The following is a 25,045-nucleotide window of genomic DNA, read 5'->3' as shown; positions in this document are numbered from 1 at the left end:
AGATCCGTTCCGGGCCGTCCCGATCAGTACAGGTCGGAGACGAACGGGCCCAGCGCGCCGGCGACCGCCGTCGCGAGGGCGTCGGCGCGGTCGACGCGGCCGTTCGTGAGCGCGCCCGCGGCGCCGCCGCGTTTCGCGACCCCGTTCGTGTCGAGGACGTGGTCCATCACCGGGCCGAGCTCCTCGCCGTCGTCGATCCGGTCGGCGACGGCGGCGGGGAGTTCGAGGCTCGGGCCCGCGCTGCGACCGACCCGCGAGCCGTCGGAGACGGCGGCCCACATGACGAGGAAGAGTCCGTCTGCACCATCGAATCGGGCGACGCCGCCCTCGATGCCGATTCCGAGGTCGTACTCGTCTCCCGCCGCGTCGAGAACGGCCGCGGCCCGATTCTCTGCGCCGGCGACCGTCTCGGCGTGGCCGGTCGGCTGTTCGCTCACCCCCGAGGGGACGGGGACCGCCTCGACCGCGACCGCCTCCGGGTCGCCGGGGAGCCCGTCGACGAGCGAGGGCTCGGAGTCATGTTCCGCGGCGACGCCGAGCGCCTGTTCGACCGCGCGCCGCTTCACCGGGTTGCCGCTGCCGACGCCGACTCGCATACCGACCATCGAGCGACGGGCTACGAATAGCTCTCGATATCGGGATAGAACAGTCCGGCCAGCCGCTCGACGCCGTCGATCAGGGCGGGGCTCGGCTGGTTGAGGAGGGAGTCGTCGATCACGTGGACGGGGGCGTCGACGGCCCAGTCGCGTCCCTCGACGGTCGCCGGATCGATCCGGTCCCCGTGCCCGCAGACGTGGACGATCACGTGGTCGGGATCGGCTCGCTCGACGCTCGCGAGGTCGACCTCGCGGGAGCGCTCGCCCGGGTCGACGAAGGGATACCGGCCGCCGGCGGCGCGCACGGCGTCGGGGACCCAATTGCCGGCGGCCATCGGGGGGTCCGACCACTCCTCGCAGTAGACGGTCGGGCGGGGCGGTCCGCGACCGCGTCGGCGACCGCGTCGAGGCGGGCTCGCGCGTCGGCCGCGAGGCGCTCGCCGGCGTCGGGGCGCCCCACGTCGGCGCCGCGGGCGGCGAAGGCCGAAATCGCCTCGTCGAGGGTCGACGGCTCGCGGTGGGCCACGTCGAACCCGCGGTCGCGGCAGTCGGCCGCGAGCTCCGACTGCAGCCCGTCGCTCGTGAGGACGATGTCGGGCGCGAGGTCGGCGACGCGGTCGAGGTCCGGGTTCAGCCAGCCGCCGACAGCGACGGGGACGTCGGCCTCGTGGGGCGCGCCCGCGTCCGCCGGGAGATCGCAGTGGTGCGTGACGCCGACGAGGGTCTCGGCGGCGCCGAGGGCCGTCACGGTCGCCGTCGCGCTCGGCGCGAGCGAGACGACGCGAGGGGCGTTCATCGCGAACCGATCGGAGCGCCACCGTGCCAAGCGTTTCGGTCGGCGGGCGGGCGATCGGGCCGGTCGCCGAAAACACGTGATAGATCGTGTTCTTTCGTCGGGATTCGAGCGACACGTTCCGGTCGTTTTAAGTTCGGTTCCGCCGTCTATCGGACAAGATCGCTCTCGGGCCGTGTTCAGTTACCGAGAGGGGGTTTAGCCATGAGTGAACGATTACACACGCGGGGGAGTCGCTCCCGAACGGAGACGGACGAGACGGAATCGGAACAGACCGACGAGACGCTGAACTGTCCGGAATGCGGCGGGAACGTCATCAACGACGAGGAGCACGGGGAGAGCGTCTGTGCTGACTGCGGGCTCGTCGTCGAGGCGGACTCGGTCGACCGCGGGCCGGAGTGGCGCGCGTTCGACTCCCGCGAGAAGGACGAGAAGAGCCGCGTCGGCGCCCCGACGACCAACACGATGCACGACAAGGGGCTCTCGACGAACATCGACTGGCGCGACAAGGACGCGTACGGCCGGTCGCTCGGCGCGCGCCAGCGCCAGAAGATGCAGCGGCTCCGCAAGTGGAACGAGCGCTTCCGCACCCGCGACTCCAAGGAGCGGAACCTCAAGCAGGCGCTCGGCGAGATCGACAGGATGGCGTCGGCACAGGGGCTCCCGGACAACGTCCGCGAGACCGCCTCCGTCATCTACCGCCGCGCGCTCGACGAGGACCTCCTCCCCGGGCGCTCCATCGAGGGCGTCTCCACCTCCTGCGTGTACGCCGCCGCCCGGATGGCCGGCGTCCCGCGCAGCCTCGACGAGATCGCCGACGTGTCGCGCGTCGAGAAGGCCGAGATCGCGCGGACGTACCGCTACGTCGTCCGCGAGCTCAAGCTCGAAGTGAAGCCGGCCGACCCCGAGCAGTACGTCCCCCGGTTCGCCTCCGACCTCGAGCTCTCCGAGGAGTCCGAGATGCGCGCGAAGAGCCTCCTGCGCAACGCGAAGGAGAAGGGCGTCCACTCCGGCAAGTCGCCCGTGGGCCTCGCGGCCGCCGCCGTCTACGCCGCCGCGCTCCTCACCAACGAGAAGACGACGCAGGCCGCGGTCTCCGAGGTCGCCGACATCTCCGAGGTCACCATCCGGAACCGCTACCACGAGCTGCTCGAAGCCGAGGACGGCCTCGTCGCGTAAGCGCCTCGTTTTTCGCAGGTCCGTTCCCTCCGGACGCACACACATAAGTTCCCGCCCGCGGAAGCCCCGCGTATGTTCGAGGAGTTCGTCCTGACTGCGAGCACGGCCGACCTCTCGGAGGAGCCGGCCGCCCGCGAGCACGCCGACGCGGTGGAGTTCCGGATGGACCTGGCGAGCGACCCGCTCGACCAGATCGACGACTACGGGGGCGAGCTCCCGCTGCTCGTCACGAACCGCGCGTCCTGGGAGGGCGGCGAGGCCGAGGGGATCGGGCGGTACGACGCGCTCTCGGCCGCGGTCGGCCACGAGGCGGTCGCCGCCGTCGACGTCGAGCTCGCGGCGCTGCGCGGGACGCACCCGGACGGCGCGGAGGAGTCGCACGCGACCGCGCTGCGAGAGACCGCCCGCGAGGCGGGCGTGTCGGTGGTCGCGTCCGTCCACGACTTCGAGTCGACGCCGGAGCCGGGGACCCTCGTCGACCTGCTCGCGGACGCGGCGAGCGAGGGCGACGTGGGGAAGCTGGCGACGACGGCGACCGCCCCGGCCGACGCGCTCGCGATGCTGGAGGCCACCCACGAGGCGACCGCGGCCGGCCACCGCGTCGCGACGATGTGCATGGGCGAGCCCGGGCGCCACACCCGCGCGGTCGCGCCCGTCTACGGCTCGAAGATCGGCTACGCCCCCGTCGATCCCGCGAACGCGACCGCGCCCGGCCAGTACCCGCTCGCGACGCTCCGACGGCTCGTGGACGGGCTGCGCGGCGACGGCGAAGCGGACGAGTGATCCATTTATAAGTCGTTTCCCTCGGATGCGGTGACTGTTTATAAGTGAATACGGTGCGGTGGCGCGTGCCGACGAGCGCCCGCAGGGCGCGAGTCGCACGCGCGAGGGAGTCGCTGGCGGCTATCGCCGCCAGCGACGAGGCTGGGGAGGCGTGAGGTGCGGTCGCTGTGCGGTACGGGGCGGGACTCGAAGGGGCAGTCGCGAGGCAGGCGCAGGCGAAGCAAGGACCGCAGACGCGAGCGAAGCGAGCGAAGAGGACCGCAGCGAGCGTGCGCCCGCCTCGCGACTGGGGCTTCGGTGGTGTCCGTACCGATCGACTGCTTATAAGCGGCAACGTATCGCCGAGCGACTGGGGCTTCGGTGGTGTCCGTACCGATCGACTGCTTATAAGCGGCAACGTATCGCCGAGCGACTGGGGCTTCGGTGGTGTTCTGGTCAAAGCCGATGTCACGGTCAGCGATCGGGCCCCGTCCGACTCCGAGGTCGTCGAGGGCCACCGCAAGGAACCCGATCGCGTAAAGAGCCAAACCGCTTTACGACCGCCGCCGTAAGAGCCGCCAATGGCGACGTGCGACGTGTGTGGGGAGTACGAGAACCTCCCGTACCAGTGTAAACGGTGCGGCAAGACGTTCTGCGCCGAGCACCGCCTGCCCGAGAACCACGACTGTCCGGGGCTCGCCGAGTGGAACGACCCCGGCGGCGTCTTCGACAGCGGGTTCGACGAGAGCGTCGAGGGCGGCGGCGCGGGTGGCTCGGGAAGCGGGAACGCCGGCGCGTCCGCCGGCGTCGCGGGCCGCGTCAAGCGTCGGATCGACCGCGAGACGAGCACCGGCGGGCTGGTGAGCTATTTCCGCAACAACGCGACGTACGCGATCCTGCTCGCGATGTGGGTCACCTTCCTCGCGCAGTGGGCCGTGACCATCCTCTTCGGCGAGGCCGTCCACAGCCAGATCTTCGTCCTCCGGTCTGACGCGATCGGTCGGGTCTGGACGTGGGGCACGTCGGTGCTCTCGCACTCCCGGATCCAGCTGTTCCACATCATCGGGAACAGCATCGTCATCCTGTTCTTCGGCCCGCTCGTCGAGCGCGCGGTCGGCTCGAAGCGCTTCGTCGGGTTCTTCTTCGGGGCGGGGATCCTCGCCGGGCTCGGCCACGTCCTCTTCGCGATCGGGACCGGCGCGCCGACGACCGGCGTGCTCGGGGCCAGCGGCGCCGGGTTCGCGATCCTCGGCGTGCTCACCGTCTGGCGGCCGAACATGCAGGTGCTCCTCTTCTTCGTCATCCCGATGAAGATCAAGTACCTGACGTGGGGGATCGCGCTCGTCTCGGCGGTGCTCGTGATCCAGAGCGGCACCGGCGGCGTCGGCGGGATCGCGCACCTCGCGCACCTGATCGGCTTCGCGATCGGACTCGCGTTCGGCAAGCGCAACGAGGGCCTCGCGCGGTCCGCCGGCGGGGCGGGCGGCGTCTCGATGGGGGGCGCGCGCGGGCCCCGCGGACCCGGCGGGCCGGGCGGTCCCGGCGGGCGGTTTTAAATGTCGTCGTCGGTCGATCCGGACGCAGTCGCTCGCCCGGAGTTCCTCCCGGACCCCGCGCTCTCGCGCACGGAGATGGAATCGCTCCAGCGCGAGCTGGCGGCGACGGCGACGTTCGCGGACGACCACGACCTCGACCCGAGAGCGGTCGCGATCGACGAGCCCGCGGACCTGACCGACGGGGTTCCGGACCCGCGTCAGGAGACGCTTCCGGGAACGCGCCCAGATACCAGCGAGTCGGCCGCCGGCAACTCCGACGCGCCGGTCGTCGTCGGGATCGATCAGGCGTTCCTGACGCCCGACGACGGCGAGGACCGCGCCGTCTCCGCCGCGGTCGCGATCCGCGGCGGCGACGTGATCGAGTACGCGAGCGCCGTCACGCCCCTCTCGATCCCGTACGTCCCGGGCCTGCTCGCGTTCCGAGAGGGGGAGCCGATGCTCGCGGCGCTCGAGGCCCTCGACGCCGAGCCCGACCTGCTGGTCTGTGACGGCTCCGGCCGGATCCACTTTCGGGAGGCCGGCGTCGCGACCCACGTCGGCGTCCTGCTCGACGTGCCGAGCGTCGGCGTCGCAAAGAGCCTGCTGTGCGGGACGCCCGACGAGTCCACCGACGGGCGGCCAGAGGGCTGGCGGACCCCGATCCGCGCGGACGAGTCGGTGGAGACGGCGAGTGCGGGCGGCGGGGCCGGCGACGCCGCCGACGCCGCCGACGGCGACACCCCCGCCGCCGTCATCGGCCACGCCTATCAGTCCCGCCAGTACCCGAACAGCCGGCGCGTGAACCCCCTGTACGTGAGCCCCGGCCACCGCGTGTCGGCCGCGACGACCGTCGAGTTCGTCGCGGCGCTGTGTGCGGGCTACAAGCTCCCGGAGCCGACCCGGATCGCGGACGCCTACGCGGGCGTCGCGAAGCGGGACGCCGAGTGAAGCGAGCCGTCCCGACCCGATCCCGTGCGTGCCATCAGTTGCCACAGACACGCGGTTTTTATACGATCCGCCGCGAATCCGAACGCATGGGAGACGAGGAGACCGAGGGCCCGATGACTGCCGAGGAGTTCCGCTCGCTGACGGACGGACTGGTTCGACAGAGCTCCGGCGGCGGGACCACCGTGTACAAGAACGCCGCGGGAGTCGGCTGTCCGAACCCGGACTGCGACCGCGGCGTCTTTCAGACGCTGTTCGTCAGCGACCACGGCTGGCAGCAGATCGGTGCGACCCGCGACGGGATCGATCTCTGCCTCTGTAACACCGAGTCGAAGCGGCTCGTCTTCATCCACGACGAGTAGCCGCCCGTCCCGTCGACGAGCGATCCAACGGCTCCGGAGGGAGGCCTAGGCCGACCGGGAGTCCGCTCAGTCGTCGTCGGCCGTCGATTCGGTCCCGGCGTCGGCGGCGCACCGGTTCGGTCCGAGCTCTAACTCGATCGCCGCCGTCTCGTCCGGCGGCGACTCGACGCCGCGGTTCGCCGCGATGACCGACTCGTAGTTCGGCGGCTTCTCCGGCAGCGTCGCCGTAATCTTCTCCACGAACGACTCGCGGTCGAGTCCGAGCACGTCGAGCCCCCGGCGCGCCGCGCCCACCGTCGTCGTCACCGGCTCCCCGGGAACGACCTCCCCGGTCGTCCCGTCGTTCGCGACCGCGAAGTGACCGGGGCAGACGACGAGGTCGTCGGGCTCCGCGAGCAGCGTCCCGTGGAGCGACTCGTAGAGCCGCTCGGCGCCCGCCGCGGCGCCGGCGGGTTCGGCCTCTGGGTCGGTCGCGTCGCCGTCGGTAGCGTCACCGCCGCTCGCGTCGCCGCCCGCCTCGAACTGCAGCTCCGTTCGACCGACGCTGTCGGTGAACAGCGTGTCGCCGGTGAGCAGCGCCGACCGCCCGACGAGGTAGCTTGCGCCGTCGTCGGTGTGGCCGGGCGTCGCGAGCGCCTTCACACTGATCCCGCCGACGTCAAGCGCCTCGTTGCGGGCGAGCGGCTCGAACGCGTACGCCACGTCTCGCTCGGCGGCCGCCGCCGGGAGGAAGTAGGGAACCCCGAGCTCGTCGGCGAGGTCCCTCCCGCCGGAGAGGTGGTCGGCGTGGACGTGGGTGTCGAGGACCGCCGCGATCGACGCGTCATGCGCGGCGGCCGCCTCCCGCCACTCGTCGCCGTGACGGGAGACGTCGACGGCGATGGCGACGCGGTCGGAGCCGTCGGAATTGGCGACGGCGACGCGGTCGGAGCCGTCGGAATCGGTTCGCTCCTCGGACGCCCGCCCGCCGACCACGAGGTACCCGAGACACCCCTTCGCGCGCCGCTGGATCTGGACGATATCGAGCGGTTCGTCGACCGCGTCGGGGAGCGAGACCGCGGTCCGATCGTACACGCCCGACCAGCCGCGCATTCCGTCGGCGACGACCGCGACGTCGTCGTAGCCCGCCGCTTCGAGCGCCTCGGCGAAGGCGAGCGAGGCCTTCCCCTTCGCGCACGTCGTGACGATCGCGTCGTCCGCGGAGAGCCCGGTCGCGGCCTCGAAGTCGTCGACATCGAACTCGTGAACCGGCTTGTAGAAGTAGTGGATCGAGTCCGCGATCCGCCAGCTCTCGTAGCTCTCGCGAGGGCGCGTGTCGACGAGGGCGAACGACCGGTCGCCGCGGCGGCGCTCGTCGATCCTGTCGCGGAGCGCGTCCGCGTCGATGACGGTCGGCATGGCCGATAGTTGGAACCGAGGGGCAAAACGCTGTTCGGTGGGATCGGGTCCGGGTCGCGCGGCCCGTTCCGGGGTGGCGTCCCCCGGCCCGCCCGCGATGGACAGCTTTTAGCCCGGCGACCGGACACGTCGGCGCATGGTCGAGGCGTTCGCGGTCGCCAGCGGGAAGGGCGGCACGGGGAAGACGACGAGCACGCTCGCGCTGGGGATGGCGCTCGCCGAGGAGCACGACGTCACCGTCGTCGACGCCGACACGGGGATGGCGAACCTCCTCTTTCACGCCGGGCTCGACGACGCCGCGGTCACCCTCCACGACCTCCTCGTCGGGGGGACCGCGACGGCCGTCTCCGAGGCGACGTACGACCGGTTCGGGCTCTCCGTCGTCCCCTGCGGCACGTCGCTCGCGGGGTTCGAGGCGGCCGAACCGGGTCGCCTCCGCGAGGTCGTCGCCGAGCTCGCGAGCGACACGGACGTGCTGCTGCTGGACTCGCCGGCCGCGCTCGGCTCGAAGTCGGCGGTGCTCCCGGTCGTCCTCGCCGACCGCGTCGTGGTCGTCGTCGAGCCGACGATCCCCGCGCTCTCCGACGGGCTGAAAGTCCAGGAGTACGCGCGCTCGTACGGCACGGAGACCGCCGGCGTGCTGTTCAACAAGGTCCGCGACGACGCCGCCGACGTGGCCGAGCAGGCGGAGCGTCGCTTCGGCGGTCCCGTCCTCGCCAACGTCCCCGACAGCGACGCCGTCAGGGGCGCGAGGCGCGCCGGGAAGCCCCTGCTCGCGCACGCCCCGGAGAGCGAGCCGGCCGCCAGCTACAGGCGGGCCGCGGCCCGGCTCGACGTGCGCGACGGCGACGAGGGGGCCGTCGCCGACCGCTTCCGGAGCGCGGTCGTCCCCGACACGCCATGACCGGGACCGCGGAGCCCCCGGAGCTGCGGATCCCCCGCGGGGACCTGCTGCGCTCGCGCGTCGTCTCGGACGTGGGCACGACGCTCGCCCGGGCGCTCGACCGGGAGCTGACCGGCTACGCGACGCTCGTCCCCCAGGAGACGCTCCTGCTGGAGGGCGACGCCCGCGGCGTCGTCACCTTCGCGGACGGCGTCCCCGTGCTCGCGTACAACACGGTGAGCGACAGCGGCGGTCCGGACGCACTCGCCGAGCTCGCGGTCCCCGGCCCCTACCGGGTCGAGCTGTACGCAGTCGCGGACGGTGCGCTCGAGACCGCCCACGAGGAGGCGGCGCTCCGCGTCGCGCCCGGCGCCGCGGCGACCGAGCTCGCGGACGACCAGGCGCTCGCCGACCGCACCCGCGAGGCGGCGCCCGAGGAGCGGCTGGACGCGGGCGACGACGACGGCGACGCGGTCGCCGCGTTCCTCGAGGACGACGAGCGGATCGAGGCGATCCGCGAACAGGCGCGCTCCGAGGCGGCCGAGCGCGCGTCGAAGTGGGGACTCGACGACGCGCTGGCGGACGGGAGCGAGGCGGGGAAAAGCCGGCTCGACAACTTCGACAGCTGAACCGCCACAGCAGTTAGGTCGCTCCGCCCCGTACCGCTGTCATCACCGTCCTCCGCCTCCTCCGCCTGACGGCGCCGAACGACTTCGCCGACTGGTACGCCGCGAGCCGCGCGTACACCCGCCACGTCGCCGAGGGCATGGGGTTCGCGGGGACCGACGCCCTCGACGGGACGCGGGTCGTCGCCGACCTCCGCGAGGGCCCGTCGGCGCTGTCGCCGGCGGCGGCCCGCTCCGTGGCAGCGACGCTGCTCGCCGACGGCCGGTTCTCCGAGCCGTACTGCGAGTGGCTTCCGACGTGGTACGAGCTCGCCCTGATCGCGCCGGTCCGGTACGGGGAGTGGCGGCTCCGGCGCGTCGCCGGCGCGGTCGCGGAGGCCGCGAGCGTGACCGTGACCGCGCCGCGCTTCTCCCGGCCGCGGGACGTGACCGTCGACGGCGAGCCGGCGCTCGCACGCGTCTCCGGCTTCGGGGAGCGGTTCCTGCTCGCCGACGCGCTGTTGCACCTGGAGTGGTTCGAGCACGTCGCGGCCGCGGACGGCATCGAGGTCCCGACGGCGCTCGTCGAGCGGACCCGAGCGGAGTCGCTGTCGTATTACGGCGGCGACCGCGAGCGGCTCTCCGAGCCGGTGCGGCGGTTCCAGCGGCTGCTGTTCGCCGACGACGACTGGGTCCGACGAGTGGACGAGGACTACGGACTGGACAGCAGCCTGTTCGGCCTCTGGGAGCGGATCCTCCGCGCGGAGCGAGAGCGGCTCGCGCCGGCGTGACAGCGGTCGAGACCCGGAGATCGGCGCCCGTAGACGAGATCCCCTGGTTTGTGCCGGGCGAACGCGACGGCCTCGCGGTCGAGAGGTGGTGTTACAGGCCCTGTAACACGTTGTCGGTGGTGTTGTTCGATCGGGAGGTAAGTATTCCAGTGAGTGACCCGTGAAGAGATGTACGAGCCGTCGACCGGTTCGTCGTTCCCCGAGACGCTTCGGCCCTCTACCACGTTTCGGACCGCCGCGTCGGAAACGGAGACGGACGCCGCTCAGCGGCGCCCGAGCGCGACCCCTGCGACCGCGAGCACGACGAGAGCGAAGAGCCCGGCGAGCGCGACGAGGCTCCCGCCGAACTGCTCGACGACGGCCTCGCCGCTGGTGCTCCCGACGGTCTGATCGGACGCCGCAGAGCCGTCCTCTCCTCCGTCAGTACCGTCCGCGTCGGCGTTCGCTCCGTCGTCCCCATCGGTCCCGTCGTCGCCGGACGCGGCGCCGTCCTGGTTCGTCGCGCCGTCGGACCCCGACCCGACCGCGAACACGGAGAACCCGGGCGTCGCGGCGGTGTACGTCCCGTCATCCTCCGCGGTCGTCTCCAGCTCGTTCCACTCGCCGTCGGCGAACCGGAACAGCGTCACGTCCTCCGGGGCGGCGCCGATCGCCTCCGCGTCGGCGGTGAACGCGACGGTCGCCGAGGAAACGTCTTCGCTGTCGAAGCCGGCTGTCTCGAACTCGACGTACGAGACGGAGCCGGCGCCGTCGAGCGCCGGCGTTCCGTCCGGGAGGTCGGCCGCGTCGAGCGCGCGGGCGTCGACAGTCACCGAGTCGAGGTCGCTCGCCGTCTCTATCGAGAGGCCGTCGACGGTGACGGCGTCGTCGCCGACCGCGTCGCCGAAGTCCGCCTCGACGGTCGCGCCCGCGGCGACGTCGGTCGCCGAGAGGCTGGCGCCGGCGGCCGTCGCGGTCACGTCGGCCTCGACCGACGGCGCCGCGTCGTCGCCGGACGGCGCGCCGCCGGTCCCGCCGTCGCCGCCGTCAGCGCCCCGCCACCGGGACCTCCGGCGTCGCCGCCGTCGCCGCCGTCTCCCCCGCCGTCGAGCGTGACGCCGTCCCGTCGGAGATCGGTGACGGCCTCGGCCTCGCTGGTCGCGACGAGCGAGTCCGCCGCGACGAACGTCACGTCGGTCGGGGCGTCGGCCGCCTCGAAGGTGATCGTCGCCATCGTCGGCGCGTCCGTGCCGACGGAACTGTCGTCGGCGACCTGATTGAGGTGCACGGAGCCGTTCTCGTTGTCGACGGTGGCGACCGGATCGGCCGAGAAGGGGGGTTCGCCGCCGGAGACGCTCTGGACGGCGGTCGCCTCGGGGTCGAACTGGAGGTGCGCCTGATACCCCGCGACGTTCTCGGCCGTCGTCGAGAGCGTCAGGGTCACCGTGTCGTCGGTCTCGTTCGTTACGTCCAAGGTCAGTTCGCCCGCCGGATCCGCCTGTTCGACCGTCGTCGAGCCCGTCGCGGCCGCGGCGGGACCGGCAGTGAGCGCGGCCATCGCGACCGCCGCGACAACGAGACAGGCGACCGGGCGTTCGAGTGGCGTGTGTGGCGTCATTCGTTGGTGTGTGTCGGCGTCCGGGGCGGAACCCGGACCGGGTCCGCGGCGTCGAAAAGCCGTTTCGGCTACCGCCGTACGAAAATCGCCGCGCGAGCGGCGACGGGTGCGCGGTAGCGTGCGGTACCGAAGTCGCGGAGCGTGCGACCGCGCTACGAGGCGGTCACGCGGATCGCGAGCCCCGTTACGCCGGCGAGGCGGCCAGCGAGGCCGCGTCGGTACCGTTCACCCCCGTTCCGGCCGCTCCCGGCGAGGTCGAGTCGTTGCCGGCGGTGACTTCGTCGAGGATGGCGATCACGTCGGCGATGTCGACCGAGCCGTCGCCGTTGACGTCGGCCAGCGCCGCGTTGAAGTCGCCGGCCGGCTCCTGGTCGGCGAGGTACTGCTGCGTCAGGATGGCGTCGGCGACGGTGATCTCCCCGTCGAGGTTGACATCGCCGAGTTCGCCGCTCGTGACCGTGCCGTCGCTGTAATCGACGTCCAGCGTCTCGGTGTCGGCGTTCAGCACCTCGGAGTCCTCGCCGTCGAACGCGAGCTCGGCCGATTCGCCCTCGTCGCCCACGTAGGTGACGTCGAGTTCGAAGAGGACCGGCTCGGAGACGCCGTTCGCCGCCGCTTCCGCGACGGTGACGGTGCCGTTCTCGTTGTCGATGTTCCGCGAGATCGATCCGGAGAGGTTCGCGCTCTCGGCGCTCTCGACCTCGATCTTCGCCGGATCGAACTCGAGTTGGAGCTCGTAGCCGGCCACGTCTTCCGCGTCCGCCTCGACGGTCAGCGTGGTCGTCTCCTCGGGACCGACCACGTACTCGTCCTCTCCGAACCGGACCGTTCCGTCGCCCTCGGGGGCGGCGTGCCGGACCGAGTTCGCGAGGATCGCGTCGGCGGCGCCCGTGTACTCCGCGTCGCCGGCGAACGTCGAGTAGCCGAGCGAGGAGGCGAGCACCGTGTTGTTCGCCTCGTCGACGGCGAATGCGTCGCCGGCGACCGTCGCGCCGCCGTCGGCGGCGACCGACGCGAGCACGTCGGCGTCGGTGCCGTTGAACCACGTGTGGTCGCCGAACGACCCGGTGTGGATCGGAACCGACTCGCCCGGCTCGGCGACGCCGTCGAAGATCGGGTGGTCAGCCTGGACGGAGTAGGCGATCGGCGTCGGCACGCCGTCGCCCTCGAACGTCTCGGCCGGGTCGCCCGTGACGGACGACCGCGCGGGGACGCCGTTGCTTTCGCCGCCCCACTGGTCGAGCCAGACGGCGCCGACGCCGCTCCCCTCGACCGCGTCGACGAGGGCGGGCGCGGACGTCGGCGCGACGTTCTGGACCACGACCACGTCGGCGTCGGCGTCGCCGTTCGCGACCGCGTCCGCCGTCGTCGTCGAGACGTCGTAGTTCGCCGGAAGCCGGTCGTCGAGCGTGCCGGCGACGCCGTCGCCGAACTCGCCCGCGTCGTCGACGACGGCGACGGTCCGCGTCGGCACGTCGCCGACGACGATCGGTGCGGTCTGCCCGTCGTCCGCGGTGAACACGCCGTGTTCGAACGTCCCGTCGGTGTCCGGCAGCCCCACGTCTTCGAAGGTGACCGTCCGGGTCTCCTGCGAGTCGAGCGAGACGTTCCGGCTCGCGGCGACGGCGCCGTCGAACACGAAGTCGACGGACTGCTCGCCGCTCGCCTCACCGACGTTCGTCACGTCGGCGCTCACGTCGATCGAGGCGCCGGCGTCGGCGCTCTCGGGCGCCGTGAGGTTACTGACCCGGAAGGACGTTCCCTCCGCAACGACCGCGAACGGAGCGGTCGCCTCGTCCTCGACGACCGGGTCCGGAGGCGCCGTCGGGTCGAGGCTCTCGCCGACCTGCTGGACCGCCTCCAGCTCGTCGCCCGGACCGAACTCCGTACCGAGCGCGGCGTTGATGGCCGCGATCGAGCCGAAGTTGGTCTCGAACGTCTGCGTCTCGCCCGGCGCGAGGTCCGAGACGTCGCTCGGCGGGAAGAAGACGAAGTTCTCGACGGTCGCCGTGATGAGCATCGACTCCTCGGGCGTGACCGCGTCCTGAACGTCGATCGACGTGACCTCGAACTCCGGCCCCTGCAGTTCGTCGACCGTCTCCGTGGGACCGGTCTGAACCGTCACCTCGTCGCCGAGGCCGGCGAAGGTGTGTTCGAGCGCGAACGTCTCGCCGGTCGGCGCGTCGTCCGCGATCTCGACCGTGACCGGAACGGCGTCGGCGGAGAGCCCGCCGAGTTCCGTCTCGTTGCCCAGATCGACCTCGTCGCCAGCGACCGAGACCGTCAGGTCGGACTCGTTGAGCCCGGAGTCGTCGGAGAGATCGATCGTCAGCGAGTCGAGGTTGCGCACGTCGACGACGAGTTCGACCGATCCGCCGGTCTCCGCGAACGCCGGTTGTCCCTCGATCAGGTCGACGGCGAGTTCGGGCTCGAGCGCGACGTCGGTCGTCGCGCCCCCGCTCGCCTCGGTCGTCTGCGCGGCGTAGCCGAACTGGTCGACCGTGACCGTCGCCGGCTCTTCGGTGGTTTCGAGGACGTACGAGCCGTTCTCGTCCGTCGTCGTCAGGGCGCCGGCGTCGGTGCCGACGGTCGCGCCGACGATCGGCTCGCCGGTCGCGTTGTCGGTGACGGTCCCCGCGACCGTCTGCGTCTCGTTCAGCGCCTGCGCGGCCGCGTGCACGTCCACGACGCCGGTTCCGTACCGGATGTCGCGTCCGTCGGCGCTCGGGAACTCGTTGTCGGGCTTCTCTGCGGTCTCCGCGAGCGCCGCCTGTATCACCCCGGGCGAGAGGTCCTCGTCCGTGGCCGACTGCAGCAGCGCGACGGCGCCCGCGTAGTGGGGGGCCGCCATCGACGTGCCGCTGGCGGTGGAGTACGTCGCGTTCGGGTCGCCGATGTCGCCGCCGAGCGGCCCGGAGCTCAACACGTCCTGTCCAGGGGCCGAAACGTCCGGCTTGACGTACTCGTGCGGGAAGGTGTCAGGGAGCTCCCCCTCGCCGACGACCTCGACGCGGTCGTCGGTGACGACGGCGCCGCTTGAGAACGCCGCGATGTCGCCCGCGGCGGTCGAGGCGCCGACCGTGGCCGACCGGAAGTTCGTGGCCGGCGAGGTGACCGGCCCGCCGGCGTCGCCGCTGCCGGAGTTGCCCGCCGAGACGACCGCGACCGTTCCGGCCGCGTTCACGTCCTCGATCGTCTCGACGTAGGCGGGCTGGAACGTCGACTGCCCGGTCGAGGAGGGGAGGCCGAGGCTGAAGCTCGCGGCGTCGGCGTCGTTTTCGGCCGCCCACTCCATCGACGCGATGATGTCCTCGGTGTACGCGCCGCCGCCCGCGAACACGTCGGCCATCAGCAGGTCGGCCTCGGGCGCGACGCCGTACCGCGGCACGTCGCCGGCCGGATGCGCCGCGCCGGTCGCGGTGCCCGCGGTGTGTTCGCCGTGCGCGCCCTCGGTGCCGCCGACGAGGGTCCCCTCGTCGACGGTCCCGTTCGCGACGATCGCCTCCTCGGCGAACTCGAGATCGGGATGCCCCTCCTCGGGGTTGCTGATCCCGTCGTCGCCGATCATGACGGTGGCGCCCTCGCCCTGGACGCCGAACTCGTCTTCGAACTCGGGGACCTCGATCTGATCGAGGCCGTAGGTGACCTCGCCGTCGTGGCTCGCGGCGTCGACGCCGCCCTCCGCGCCGGCCGGCGGATCGGGCCGCACGTATCTGACGTTCGGCGACACAGCTTTGACGCCCTCGATGGCCGTTAATCGCTTGGCGTCGGTCGCGTCGAAGTCGACCTCGGCGGTGACGACGTTCCCCGCCCAGAACTGGTTCCGGACGTCGGCGCCGAGGGTGTTCAGCGCGTCCACGACCGGTCGTTGGGTCGCCCGTGAATCGGCCTTGATCCGGTCGAGCGCCGCCGACTCGTCGGCCGACAGCGTCCGCGGATCGAGACCCCGCTCGACGGTGATCACGACCACCGTCTCGCCGCTGGCCGACCGGAGGGCCGGATGGATTCCCGACCGGTCCGACCCGGGTGCGAGCCGCGTCCCGCGGTCGAACGCCTCGGCCTTCCGCTCGGCTCGCTCGCTCTGGTTCGTCGCCGGTGTGGTTTCTGTCTGTGGCTGTACGTCTGCGTCGATAGCGGACGGTCCGGCGTCGAGCGCGTCGCCGCCGTCCTGGTCCATGACCGCCGCCGCACCCGCTGTCGGCGCGAACATGGACGCGACCATCACGGCCGCGAAGAGGGTGGCAAAGACTCGTTTCGTGGTGTGTGTCATCGATGGGCCGCCTCCGCTGTCGGAGGTAGCGAACAAATAGCACGATTGGAATATGATTATTGAGTGAATACGGCGTTTTCACTCGGATGGAACGGGAGTATAGACGGATTTCGCGGCATGGCTTTGAACATCTCGGTGACGGACAACCGGTCGGCCGGCGGAACGGCGCGGCTTCCCGGCCGGGGAGCGCGTCGGCTCGGAGCGATCGTATCGGAGACGCGTCCGGGTGGCGGCGATCACTCGACCGCGAGTAATCTTTTATTCACAGTTGCGCAGTCCGGAAGCTTCATACGTCGGCTCGCGGATCCTCCGAGCACACGAATGGCAGTACTCTGGCTCGAGGATGTCGACGCCGACGACGTGGGAACCGTCGGCGGGAAGGCGGCTTCGCTCGGCGAACTCATCGGCGCGGGACTCCCGGTTCCCCCGGGGTTCACCGTCACGGCGGGCACGTACCGCACCTTCATCGAGGAGGCGGAAATCGACGAGGAGCTGTTCGCCGCGGTCGACGTCGACCCAGAGGACTCCGCCGCGCTCCGGGAGGCCGAGGAGACCGCGGCGGAGCTGATCTTGGAGACGCCGCTCCCAGACGACGTCCGCGAGGAGATCGTCGAGCGGTACCGGGCGATGGGCGACGACGGCGAGGAGGCGTTCGTCGCCGTTCGTTCCTCCGCGACCGCCGAGGACCTCCCCGACTCCTCGTTCGCCGGCCAGCAGGAGACCTTTCTCAACGTCCGAGAGCAGGACCTGATCCGGCGGGTGAAGGAGTGTTGGGCCTCGCTTTTCACCCAGCGCGCGATCTACTACCGCCAGCAGCGGGGGTTCCCGCACGCGGAGGTCGACATCGCGGTCGTCGTTCAGCGGATGGTCGACGCCGAGAAGTCCGGCGTGATGTTCACTAGCCACCCCTCGACCGGCGATCCGCAGATCACGATCGAGGCGGCGTGGGGGCTCGGCGAGGCGGTCGTCTCCGGAACGGTCTCGCCCGACAACTACGTGTACGACCGCGAACGGGGCGTCGTCGACGAGGTGACGGTCGCGGACAAGAAGGTGGAGATGGTCAAAGACGACGAGACGGGCGAGACCGTCACGCTGGACGTCGACGACGACCGCCGGAACAGTCGGGTGCTCTCGGACGCGGAGATCGGGGAACTCGTCGAACTCGGCAAGCGCGTCGAGGACCACTACGGGACGCCACAGGACGTGGAGTGGGCGATCTACGACGGCGAGGTGTACATGCTGCAGTCGCGTCCGATCACGACGATCCGGGCGGACGACGAGGGCGACGACGAGAGCAACGCGGCCGGGAGGAAGACGGGTGCTTCCGACGACCGGGGCGCGGGTGACGCGGACGGCGACGACGCCGACGTGCTCGTCGACGGCCTCGGTGCCAGTCCGGGCGTCGTCTCCGGGACCGTCCGGATCGTGCACAAGCTCGACCACCTCGACCAGGTGCAGGAGGGAGACGTGATGGTGACCGAGATGACGATGCCGGACATGGTCCCCGCGATGAAACGGGCCGCCGGGATCGTCACGGACGAGGGCGGGATGACGAGCCACGCCGCGATCATCTCGCGGGAGCTCGGCGTCCCGGCCGTCGTCGGCACCGGAAACGGTACCCGACTCCTGAGCGACGGGCAGAACGTCACGATCGACGGCGACAAGGGCACCGTCCGCGCCGGCGCCGACGAGGACGCCGAGTCCGGCGAGGAGTTCGAGCCGGTCGAGGCCGCGCGGCCGGAGACCCCCGTCAAGCCGATGACGGCGACGGAAGTGAAGGTGAACGTCTCGATCCCGGAGGCCGCCGAGCGCGCCGCGGCGACGGGCGCCGACGGCGTCGGGCTGCTCCGGATCGAACACATGGTGCTGTCGCTCGGCAAGACCCCCGAGAAGTACATCGCCGACCACGGCGCCCGCGCGTATCAGGACGAGCTCATCGAGGGCGTTCGGCGGGTCGCCGACGAATTCTATCCCCGACCGGTCAGGGTCCGGACCATCGACGCCCCGACCGACGAGTTCCGAGAGCTGGAGGGGGGCGAAGGCGAGCCCGCCGAACACAACCCGATGCTCGGGTGGCGCGGGATCCGCCGGAGTCTCGACAAGCCCGAGCCGTTCCGCCAGGAGCTGGCCGCGTTCGCCCGGCTCTACGAGATGGGATACGACAACCTGGAGGTGATGTTCCCCCTCGTCAACGACGCGAAGGACATCGAGGGGATCAAACGCCACATGCGCGAGGCCGGGATCGACCCCGAGACGCACCGGTGGGGCGTGATGATCGAGACGCCCGCGAGTGCGCTGCAGATCGATGAGCTGGCGGCCGCCGGGATCGACTTCGCCTCCTTCGGGACGAACGACCTCACGCAGTACACGCTGGCGGTCGACCGCAACAACGAGCACGTCGCCGACCGGTTCGACGAGCTGCACCCCGCGGTGTTACAGCTCATCGGCGACACGATCGAGACGTGCCGGGAACTCGGCGTCGACACCAGCATCTGCGGACAGGCCGGGTCGAAGCCGGAGATGGTCGACTTCCTCGTCGAGGAGGGCGTCTCCTCCATCTCGGCGAACATCGACGCGGTGCGAGACGTGCAACACGAGGTGAAGCGGACCGAACAGCGGCTCCTCCTCGACTCGGTCCGCTGACGCCGTCGCGGGGGCGAGCCGTCCGAGCGGGGGCGCCCGGAGCGGAACGGGTAAGACCCTCCGCGGCAACGTTCGGTCGAATGCAGCAGCCCGAGCCGCAGTCGTTCGACCGGGTGCTCTCCTCGATGTGCACCGAGCCGCATCCCGCGGCCCGGGAGGCGGCCGAGCGCTTTCTCGCGACGAACCCGGGAGATCCGGCCACGTACGAGGCAGTGGCGTCGCTGGAGGAGCGCGCGGTCGAACTGCTCGCGACGCTCGCGGACCACCCGACCCCCACCGACGCCGCGGGCTACGTCACCTCCGGCGGCACCGAGGCGAACGTACAGGCGGTCCGGTCGGCGCGGAACCGCCACGACGCGGGTGACGTTAACGTCGTCGTCCCCGAGAGCGGCCACTTCTCGTTTCACAAGGCCGCGGAGCTGCTCGACGTCGAGCTGCGAACGGTCCCCGTCGACGACGACTTCCGGGCCCGAACCGACGCCGTCGAGGCGGCCGTCGACGACGCGACGGCGCTGGTCGTCGGCGTCGCCGGGAGCACCGAGTACGGCCGAGTGGACCCGATTCCGGAGCTCGCCAGAATCGCACACGAGGCGGGCGCGCGGATGCACGTCGACGCGGCGTGGGGCGGGTTCGTGCTCCCCTTCGCAGACGCCGAGTGGTCGTTCGGCGACGCCGCCGTCGACACGCTGACGATCGACCCCCACAAGTTCGGGCAGGCGGCGGTGCCGGCCGGCGGGCTCCTCGCCCGCGACGACGCCGCGCTGGACGCGCTCGCGGTCGACACGCCCTACCTCGAGACGCGATCGCAGGCGACCCTGACCGGGACCCGGAGCGGCGCTGGCGTCGCCGGAGCGGTCGCCGCGATGGAGGCGCTGTGGCCGGACGGCTACCGCGACGCGGTCGAGCGCGCGACCGCCAACGCCGAGTGGCTCGCGGCAGCGCTCGGCGATCGCGGGTACGACGTGGTCGACCCGGAGCTGCCGCTCGTCGCCGCGGCGCTCCCCGAGTCGGAGTTCGACGCGCTGCGGGAGGCGGGCTGGAAGGTCTCGCGGACGGGCCGCGGCGAACTCCGCGTCGTCTGTATGCCCCACGTGACGCGGGAGGCGCTCCGGGCGTTCGTGGCGGACCTCGATCGGATCCGGGAGTGATCGGCGGGGGCGGTGCGGTGGCCGACGGGGAACCGCGCAGCGGCGCGGTCGATATGGCGAACAGGCGGCGCTCGTCGGTCCCGGGCGGCTCGCCGCGCGACCGCCTCGACCGCGCCGGGACGGGGGTCAGATCACGAGGGGGTTGGTTCCGGTATCCCGGATAAGGGATCGGAGTCACCGTCGTCCCGACCCTTTTCACCCGAACCGCGGCCATCCCCGCCGTGATCCCCTTCAGCGACCTCGCCCGCGCGGCCTACTGCCCGCGACAGCTCTACTACGCGCGCCGCGACGACGGCCGGGAGGTTCCGGACGACGCACGCGCCCGCATCGATCTCGCCTTTCGGTATCCGGCGCTCGTCGGCGCGCCGGACGCGACGCTCCGGCGGCTTCCGATCCGCCGGTCGCCCGCCGCGTACCGCCGGAACCTCTCGCGGCTCCGCGAGCGCGACGACTACGAACAGCTCGCGGAGCCGGAGCGCGAACGCCCCTTTCGGTCCGGAAAGGACTGCCACGGGATGGTCCACAAGATTCTCTCCGGAGAATCGGGCTCCGATCCGCCGGTCCCCACCGTGGTCTCACCGGGCGAGCCGCCGGAGAACGGCGTCTGGGAGCCGCAGGCGGTCAGGGCCGTCGCCGTCGCCAAGGCGGTGGCGTGGGAGCGCGGGCGCGAGGTGCCGCGCGCGCTCGTCGAGTACCCGAGCGTCGGGACCGTCCGCGAGGTCCGGCTCACGACCCGGAAGAAGGCCGCCTACCGGCGGGCGCTGCGGGCCGCCCGGGCGATCGACGGCCCGCCGTCGCGCGTCGACGACGACCGGTGTTCGGCCTGCGACTACCGGGACCGATGCGGCACCGGTCGGCGGTCGTTCCGGTCGCTGTTGGGCTGAGCGCTCCTACGGCGAGAAGGAGGTGCCGCACTCGTTGCACGTGAACCGGAACCGTCCGTCGTCGGTCAGTTCGGTGGCGTGTGTGCGCTCCTCCCCGCACTCGCGGCACTCGATCACCGACTCGATCTGGTCCCAGTCGTGGCGCGCGCCGGGCGCCCCGAACGCCCACGCGACGACCTCCTCGTCCGCGTCCTCGCGCACGAAGCCAGACTGGAACTCACCCGGCGCGAACCGGATCAGCTCGCCGGCCTCCACGTCGACCTGCTCGCGCTCGCGGCCCACCTCGAACGTGGCGGTCCCAGAGAGCACGTAGAAGATCTCCTCCTGATCGCCGTGCGTGTGGAGCCCGCCCGAGAAGGCGTCGCCGGGGGCGAGCTCGAAGTAGTTCATCGCGACGTGGTCGGCCCCGAGCGCTCGGGAAACCGGCTTCCGCACGTCGTGGACGCCCATCGGATTCGTGACGACGTCGACGTCGTCGATCGCGGTTTTCCGCATACCGATCCGTCCGAGGGCGGCCGTATAACCGTGTCCCCGGCGGGAGAGCGAGCGCGTCGTGACCTCTGCCCGGCCAAAGCTGTCGCGACCCGACGACTTATCCGTGTGAGACTCGTCGGCACGGACACGAATGACACGAGACGATCGTGATCGTTCGGGGGATAGAGGAAGTCGCCTCGCGGCGGCTGGCCGCGAAATTCTCCGACGATAACGACTCCGGGGCGCGACCGCCCCGCGGCGGTACCGGCCCCGAACCCACCGACGAGCCGACGGACACCCTTTTGACCCGAACACAACTCACCGCACTTGACGAGGTACAGCTGTTAGACACCACCCTGCGCGACGGCGAGCAGATGCCCGGCGTCTCGCTGACGCCGGCCGAGAAGGTCGACATCGCCCGCGAGCTCGACGCGGCCGGGATGCACCTGATCGAGGCCGGCTCGGCGTGCACCTCGGAGGGCGAACGCGAGGCGATCCGGCGGGTCGCCGACGAGGGGCTCGACGCGACCGTGACGAGCTTCGCCCGTGGCGTGAAGCGGGACGTCGACCACGCGCTCGACTGCGGCGTCGACGGGATCAACCTCGTCGTCCCCGCCTCGGACAAACACGTCGAGACGAAGGTCGGCTCGACCCGCGACGACGTGGTCGAAACGACGGTCGAGCTCGTCGAGTACGCCAAAGACCACGGGCTGTGGGTCGAGGTGCTCGGCGAGGACGGCTCCCGCGCCGACCTCGACTACCTCGAACGCCTGCTCGGCGCGGGGCTCGACGCCGGCGCCGACCGGATCTGCTACTGCGACACCGTCGGCGCGGCCGACCCGGAGCGCACCGCGGAGGTCGTCTCCCGGCTCGCCGACCGCGGCCCGACGAGCCTCCACACGCACGACGACCTCGGCTTCGGCGTGGCGAACGTCCACGCCGGCCTGAAGGCGGGCGCCGACACCGTCCACGGAACCGTCATGGGCGTCGGCGAGCGCGCCGGCAACGTCGCCCTAGAGGAAGTCGCCATCGCGCTCGACCAGTCGTACGACGTCGACACGGTCGAACTGGAGCGGCTCTACCGGCTCTGTCGGACCGTGAGCGAGGCGACCGGCGTCGCGCTCCCGCCGAACAAGGCGGTCTGCGGCGCCAACGCCTTCGCCCACGAGTCGGGGATCCACACCGACGGAACCCTGAAGGACGGGACGATGTACGAGCCGTACCCGCCCGAGACGGTGGGGCGCGAGCGGCGGCTCGTCCTCGGCAAACACGCCGGGCGCGCGGGGGTCAAGGCGGCCCTCGCGGAGCACGACGTGGCGGTCGACGACGACGAGCTGAGCGAGGTCGTGAGCCGCGTGAAGGAGCTCGGCGACCGCGGGAAGCGCGTCACCGACGCCGACCTGCTCGCGATCACCGAGGACGTGCAGGGCCGCGAGCGCGACCGACACGTCGAGCTCGTCGACCTGTCGGCCACCTCCGGCGGGAACCTCCCGACGGCCTCGGTCCGGCTCCGCGTCGGCGACGAGGAACGCGTCGCCTCCGGCACCGGGTCCGGCCCCGTCGACGCCGGACTGGAGGCGGTTCGGACCGCGCTGGCCGGCGACGGCGCCGGTGAGGGCGTCTCCTTCGAGCTCGACTCCTACCACGTCGACGCGATCACGGGCGGGACCGACGCCGTCGTCACCGTCGAGGTCGACCTCTCGCGGGGGGATCGCTCCGTCAGCGTCTCCTCGACCGACGCCGACATCACCCGCGCCAGCGTCGTCGCGATGGTCGACGGGCTCGACCGCCTGCTGGCGGCGGCCGCCGACGCCGCGGACGCGGATCCGGGCGCGGTCGCGGACGACTGACGGCGGCAACGCCGCAGGGACTGACCGGCCCGCCGGCCGCCGCCGTCTGACGAGGTTTTTAAGCGATGCCGCCCGAACGGCGTCCGTGAGCGTCGTCGTCGCGGTGAAACCCTCAGCCCGCAAGCGCAACGCGAAGGTGGGCCGACTCGTCTTCGAGGACGGCTCCCGCCACGCGTTCGAGAGCCGCGCGGCCGCCGAGCGCTGGGCCGACGACCTCTCGACGGGCGACGGCCACGTCTGGGTCGCGAGCGCGCACCCCCGCGACGGCGACGACGCCGACCTCTACCTCGTCTCGCGGGCGACCAACGCGAAGCTCGAAGCGGCCTACGACAAGCGCCGCCGGCGGCTCCGGGGCGACACCGCGCCCGAGCAGGAGTCGCTGGGCGGGGAGCCGTAGGCGGCCGTCGCGATCGGCAGAACGAGCGCCGTCGCTCGCGGGTCGAGCGTCCGGAGAGAAGCGCCGAGGCGGAGATTTGAACTCCGGTGTCCGAATGGACAGTAGATTTCGAATCTACCGCCTTGGCCAGGCTAGGCTACCTCGGCTCATTCATCGGTTGGCCGGTTCCGCTGTTATGCGTTTCGATCGCCGACGGCGGTGTCGGCGCCGTCCCGCGACCGGGGTACCCGCCGGCAACGGGGCGACCCGCCGGCAACGCTTTTCGGCGCGGATCGCGTGGTGGCGGTATGGACGTCCCCGAAGCCGCGGCGGCCTGCTCCCGCGTCGTCGACGAGGTCGGCGGCGCGGTCGTGGCCGACCGCGAGTTCCTCGACCGCGTCACCCTCGGCATCCTCGCTCGCGGCCACGTCCTCCTGGAAGACGTGCCCGGCACCGGAAAGACCCTCTCGGCGCGCTCGTTCGCGGCCGCGCTCGGACTGGAGTTCTCGCGGGTCCAGTTCACGCCCGACCTCCTCCCGAGCGACGTGACCGGGACCAACGTGTTCGACGAGCGCGACGGCTCCTTCTCGTTTTCCCCCGGGCCGATCTTCGCGAACGTCGTGCTCGCCGACGAGATCAACCGCGCGCCGCCGAAGACGCAGGCGGCCCTCCTGGAGGCGATGGAGGAGGGACAGGTGACCGTCGACGGCGAGACCCACGACCTTCCGGACCCGTTCTACGTCATCGCGACCCAGAACCCCGTCGAGAGCGAGGGCGCGTTCCCCCTCCCCGAGGCCCAGCTCGACCGCTTCGCGATCAAGACGTCGATCGGCTACCCCGACGACGAGGGGGAGGTCGAGCTGCTTCGGCGGCGGGCGGGCCGCGTCGCGCAGGCCCCGACGGTCGAGCGCGTGCTCGATCCGGACGCCGTGTCCGACCTCCGCGAGGTGCCCGAGACGGTCCGCGTCGACGACGACCTGCTGGAGTACGTGGCGTCGGTCGCCCGGGCGACCCGGACGGATCGTCGCGTCGACGTCGGCGTCTCCCCCCGCGGCACGCAGCGGCTCTTCGAGACGGCGCGGGCGGCCGCGGTGATCGCCGGTCGGGAGTTCGTCACGCCGGACGACGTGAAACGCGTCGCGGAGCCGACGCTCGCCCACCGGCTCGTGTTGACGCCGGACGCCGCCGTCAACGACGCCGACAAGCGCGACGTGATCGCCGACGTGCTCGACCGGGTCGCGGTGCCGACGGTGGACGCCGCCGAGGCGTGAACCAGAAAGAAGGCGCGGATTACTCCGCGTCCCGCTCCGCCAGCAGTTCCGTCGCCGTCAGCAGCGACTCCAGTTCGATGTCGTGCTCGGCCAGCAGTTCCTCGGCGCCCTCCTCGCGGTCGACGACCACGAGCACGCGGTTCACCGTCGCGCCCGCCTCGCGGAGCGCCTCGACGGCGTCGACCGCGGACTGCCCGGTCGTGGCGATGTCCTCTAACACGACGACCTCCTCGCCCTCGTCGAGCCGGCCCTCGATGCGGTTCCCCGTGCCGTACTCCTTCGCCTGCTTGCGCGCGATGACGTAGGGGCGGCCCATCTCGGCGGCCGTGACGGCCACGAGGGGGACTGCGCCGAGCGCGACGCCCGCGAGCTTCGCGTCCGTGTCGGCGAGCCGGGCCGCGAACGCCTCGCTCACGAGCCGGAGCGCGTCCGGATCGGTCTCGAAGAGGTACTTGTCGACGTAGTAGTCGCTCGTTCCGCCGTGCGAGAGCTCGAACTCGCCGAACCGGACGGCGTCGGCCGCCCGCAGCGCGGCGATGAGCTCGCTCCGTCGCTCGTCGTCGGTCATACCGAGACAGGGCGCGTCGGCGACCATAAACGGGTCGGAACGCAGGCGCGGGGGTGTCGCGGGGGCGGTGTCGGGGGGCGCCGACCGGAGGAACGACACCGACACCGTCGTCGAG

21 protein-coding genes, 1 tRNA gene and 1 pseudogene are annotated in these 25,045 nt (G+C 71.7%); 14 read left to right on the top strand and 9 right to left on the bottom strand.

Features of this window, described 5'->3' with window-relative positions; all coding sequences use genetic code 11:
• Positions 1–23 precede the first annotated feature (23 nt).
• Both JIN95_RS02410 and JIN95_RS02405 read right to left on the bottom strand, forming a co-directional pair.
• Positions 24–605: an inosine/xanthosine triphosphatase gene (locus JIN95_RS02410; RefSeq protein ID WP_200530413.1), complete on the bottom strand. Its 582-nt coding sequence runs from the start codon at positions 603–605 to the stop codon at positions 24–26.
• 11 nt (positions 606–616) lie between these two features.
• A pseudogene (locus JIN95_RS02405) lies at positions 617–1,392 on the bottom strand (helical backbone metal receptor).
• Positions 1,393–1,593: 201 nt separating this feature from the next.
• On the opposite strand from JIN95_RS02405, the gene JIN95_RS02400 reads away from it, so the two are divergent.
• From JIN95_RS02400 to JIN95_RS02380, 5 genes are all read left to right on the top strand, one after another.
• On the top strand, positions 1,594–2,568 hold the full coding sequence (locus JIN95_RS02400; RefSeq protein WP_095636349.1) for a transcription initiation factor IIB: 975 nt from the start codon (positions 1,594–1,596) through the stop codon (positions 2,566–2,568).
• 72 nt (positions 2,569–2,640) lie between these two features.
• On the top strand, positions 2,641–3,351 hold the full coding sequence (locus JIN95_RS02395; protein WP_200530412.1) for a type I 3-dehydroquinate dehydratase: 711 nt from the start codon (positions 2,641–2,643) through the stop codon (positions 3,349–3,351).
• 560 nt (positions 3,352–3,911) lie between these two features.
• Entirely contained in the window at positions 3,912–4,886 is a 975-nt protein-coding gene (locus tag JIN95_RS02390) for a rhomboid family intramembrane serine protease (protein WP_095636347.1), read from the top strand.
• Positions 4,887–5,813: an endonuclease V gene (locus JIN95_RS02385; protein WP_200530411.1), complete on the top strand. Its 927-nt coding sequence runs from the start codon at positions 4,887–4,889 to the stop codon at positions 5,811–5,813.
• Between the two features lie 86 nt (positions 5,814–5,899).
• Complete coding sequence (locus JIN95_RS02380) at positions 5,900–6,172, top strand: hypothetical protein (protein WP_095636345.1); 273 nt, start codon at positions 5,900–5,902, stop codon at positions 6,170–6,172.
• Between the two features lie 66 nt (positions 6,173–6,238).
• Here the strand turns inward: JIN95_RS02380 and JIN95_RS02375 are convergent, their stop codons facing one another.
• Complete coding sequence (locus JIN95_RS02375) at positions 6,239–7,570, bottom strand: rhodanese-like domain-containing protein (protein ID WP_200530410.1); 1,332 nt, start codon at positions 7,568–7,570, stop codon at positions 6,239–6,241.
• A gap of 136 nt (positions 7,571–7,706) precedes the next feature.
• Between JIN95_RS02375 and JIN95_RS02370 the strand changes: the two genes are divergently transcribed.
• From JIN95_RS02370 to JIN95_RS02360, 3 genes are all read left to right on the top strand, one after another.
• Positions 7,707–8,474, top strand: coding sequence for a P-loop NTPase (locus JIN95_RS02370; protein WP_095636343.1), 768 nt, complete (start codon positions 7,707–7,709; stop codon positions 8,472–8,474).
• Complete coding sequence (locus JIN95_RS02365) at positions 8,471–9,082, top strand: hypothetical protein (protein ID WP_095636342.1); 612 nt, start codon at positions 8,471–8,473, stop codon at positions 9,080–9,082. The genes JIN95_RS02370 and JIN95_RS02365 overlap by 4 nt, the downstream gene beginning before the upstream one ends.
• Positions 9,083–9,219: 137 nt before the next feature.
• Positions 9,220–9,849, top strand: coding sequence for a hypothetical protein (locus JIN95_RS02360; RefSeq protein ID WP_200530409.1), 630 nt, complete (start codon positions 9,220–9,222; stop codon positions 9,847–9,849).
• A gap of 263 nt (positions 9,850–10,112) precedes the next feature.
• Here JIN95_RS02360 and JIN95_RS16295 read toward each other — a convergent pair whose 3' ends face one another.
• The 3 genes from JIN95_RS16295 to JIN95_RS02350 all read right to left on the bottom strand — a co-directional run bounded on the left by JIN95_RS16295 (position 10,113) and on the right by JIN95_RS02350 (position 15,716).
• Positions 10,113–10,808, bottom strand: coding sequence for a PGF-pre-PGF domain-containing protein (locus tag JIN95_RS16295; RefSeq protein WP_321169249.1), 696 nt, complete (start codon positions 10,806–10,808; stop codon positions 10,113–10,115).
• Positions 10,805–11,386: a cohesin domain-containing protein gene (locus JIN95_RS16290; protein ID WP_234699149.1), complete on the bottom strand. Its 582-nt coding sequence runs from the start codon at positions 11,384–11,386 to the stop codon at positions 10,805–10,807. The genes JIN95_RS16295 and JIN95_RS16290 overlap by 4 nt, the downstream gene beginning before the upstream one ends.
• Positions 11,387–11,630: 244 nt before the next feature.
• On the bottom strand, positions 11,631–15,716 hold the full coding sequence (locus tag JIN95_RS02350; protein ID WP_200530408.1) for a S8 family serine peptidase: 4,086 nt from the start codon (positions 15,714–15,716) through the stop codon (positions 11,631–11,633).
• A gap of 321 nt (positions 15,717–16,037) precedes the next feature.
• Here JIN95_RS02350 and ppsA point away from each other — a divergent pair, with 321 nt between their 5' ends.
• The 3 genes from ppsA to JIN95_RS02335 all read left to right on the top strand — a co-directional run bounded on the left by ppsA (position 16,038) and on the right by JIN95_RS02335 (position 20,391).
• Complete coding sequence (gene ppsA, locus JIN95_RS02345; protein ID WP_200530407.1) at positions 16,038–18,359, top strand: phosphoenolpyruvate synthase; 2,322 nt, start codon at positions 16,038–16,040, stop codon at positions 18,357–18,359.
• A gap of 80 nt (positions 18,360–18,439) precedes the next feature.
• A complete protein-coding gene (gene mfnA / locus JIN95_RS02340) occupies positions 18,440–19,507 on the top strand; it encodes a tyrosine decarboxylase MfnA (protein ID WP_200530406.1) in 1,068 nt (355 codons plus the stop codon).
• 221 nt (positions 19,508–19,728) lie between these two features.
• A complete protein-coding gene (locus JIN95_RS02335; protein ID WP_200530405.1) occupies positions 19,729–20,391 on the top strand; it encodes a Dna2/Cas4 domain-containing protein in 663 nt (220 codons plus the stop codon).
• Positions 20,392–20,397: 6 nt separating this feature from the next.
• On the opposite strand, the gene JIN95_RS02330 is transcribed toward JIN95_RS02335, so the two are convergent.
• Positions 20,398–20,886, bottom strand: coding sequence for a cupin domain-containing protein (locus JIN95_RS02330; RefSeq protein ID WP_095636335.1), 489 nt, complete (start codon positions 20,884–20,886; stop codon positions 20,398–20,400).
• A gap of 281 nt (positions 20,887–21,167) precedes the next feature.
• On the opposite strand from JIN95_RS02330, the gene JIN95_RS02325 reads away from it, so the two are divergent.
• Both JIN95_RS02325 and JIN95_RS02320 read left to right on the top strand, forming a co-directional pair.
• Positions 21,168–22,715 (top strand): (R)-citramalate synthase, encoded by a 1,548-nt coding sequence (locus JIN95_RS02325; protein WP_200530404.1) that lies wholly within the window; start codon positions 21,168–21,170, stop codon positions 22,713–22,715.
• 85 nt (positions 22,716–22,800) lie between these two features.
• Positions 22,801–23,112: a hypothetical protein gene (locus JIN95_RS02320; RefSeq protein WP_050026694.1), complete on the top strand. Its 312-nt coding sequence runs from the start codon at positions 22,801–22,803 to the stop codon at positions 23,110–23,112.
• Between the two features lie 61 nt (positions 23,113–23,173).
• On the opposite strand, the gene JIN95_RS02315 is transcribed toward JIN95_RS02320, so the two are convergent.
• Positions 23,174–23,258 (bottom strand) — tRNA-Ser (locus JIN95_RS02315).
• Between the two features lie 141 nt (positions 23,259–23,399).
• Between JIN95_RS02315 and JIN95_RS02310 the strand changes: the two genes are divergently transcribed.
• Positions 23,400–24,362 (top strand): MoxR family ATPase, encoded by a 963-nt coding sequence (locus JIN95_RS02310; protein WP_200530403.1) that lies wholly within the window; start codon positions 23,400–23,402, stop codon positions 24,360–24,362.
• Between the two features lie 19 nt (positions 24,363–24,381).
• Here JIN95_RS02310 and pyrE read toward each other — a convergent pair whose 3' ends face one another.
• Entirely contained in the window at positions 24,382–24,930 is a 549-nt protein-coding gene (gene pyrE / locus JIN95_RS02305) for an orotate phosphoribosyltransferase (protein ID WP_198951511.1), read from the bottom strand.
• Positions 24,931–25,045 lie beyond the last annotated feature (115 nt).

Source organism: Halorubrum sp. LN27 (assembly GCF_016635065.1).
Taxonomy (GTDB): Archaea; Halobacteriota; Halobacteria; order Halobacteriales; family Haloferacaceae; genus Halorubrum; species Halorubrum salipaludis.
This window is presented reverse-complemented; position numbering and strand designations above follow the sequence as displayed.

Excerpts from the sequence above, each read along its gene's own strand:
- JIN95_RS02380 (WP_095636345.1), top strand. The coding sequence starts at position 5,900 with ATGGGAGACGAGGAGACCGAGGGCCCGATGACTGCCGAGGAGTTCCGC.
- JIN95_RS02395 (WP_200530412.1), top strand. The coding sequence starts at position 2,641 with ATGTTCGAGGAGTTCGTCCTGACTGCGAGCACGGCCGACCTCTCGGAG.
- JIN95_RS02365 (WP_095636342.1), top strand. The coding sequence starts at position 8,471 with ATGACCGGGACCGCGGAGCCCCCGGAGCTGCGGATCCCCCGCGGGGAC.
- JIN95_RS02375 (WP_200530410.1), bottom strand. The coding sequence starts at position 7,570 with ATGCCGACCGTCATCGACGCGGACGCGCTCCGCGACAGGATCGACGAG.
- JIN95_RS02400 (WP_095636349.1), top strand. The coding sequence starts at position 1,594 with ATGAGTGAACGATTACACACGCGGGGGAGTCGCTCCCGAACGGAGACG.
- JIN95_RS02385 (WP_200530411.1), top strand. The coding sequence starts at position 4,887 with ATGTCGTCGTCGGTCGATCCGGACGCAGTCGCTCGCCCGGAGTTCCTC.
- JIN95_RS02330 (WP_095636335.1), bottom strand. The coding sequence starts at position 20,886 with ATGCGGAAAACCGCGATCGACGACGTCGACGTCGTCACGAATCCGATG.
- JIN95_RS16290 (WP_234699149.1), bottom strand. The coding sequence starts at position 11,386 with ATGGCCGCGCTCACTGCCGGTCCCGCCGCGGCCGCGACGGGCTCGACG.
- JIN95_RS02410 (WP_200530413.1), bottom strand. The coding sequence starts at position 605 with ATGGTCGGTATGCGAGTCGGCGTCGGCAGCGGCAACCCGGTGAAGCGG.
- JIN95_RS02360 (WP_200530409.1), top strand. The coding sequence starts at position 9,220 with ATGGGGTTCGCGGGGACCGACGCCCTCGACGGGACGCGGGTCGTCGCC.
- mfnA (WP_200530406.1), top strand. The coding sequence starts at position 18,440 with ATGCAGCAGCCCGAGCCGCAGTCGTTCGACCGGGTGCTCTCCTCGATG.
- JIN95_RS02350 (WP_200530408.1), bottom strand. The coding sequence starts at position 15,716 with ATGACACACACCACGAAACGAGTCTTTGCCACCCTCTTCGCGGCCGTG.
- JIN95_RS02390 (WP_095636347.1), top strand. The coding sequence starts at position 3,912 with ATGGCGACGTGCGACGTGTGTGGGGAGTACGAGAACCTCCCGTACCAG.
- pyrE (WP_198951511.1), bottom strand. The coding sequence starts at position 24,930 with ATGACCGACGACGAGCGACGGAGCGAGCTCATCGCCGCGCTGCGGGCG.
- JIN95_RS02370 (WP_095636343.1), top strand. The coding sequence starts at position 7,707 with ATGGTCGAGGCGTTCGCGGTCGCCAGCGGGAAGGGCGGCACGGGGAAG.
- JIN95_RS02310 (WP_200530403.1), top strand. The coding sequence starts at position 23,400 with ATGGACGTCCCCGAAGCCGCGGCGGCCTGCTCCCGCGTCGTCGACGAG.
- ppsA (WP_200530407.1), top strand. The coding sequence starts at position 16,038 with ATGGCAGTACTCTGGCTCGAGGATGTCGACGCCGACGACGTGGGAACC.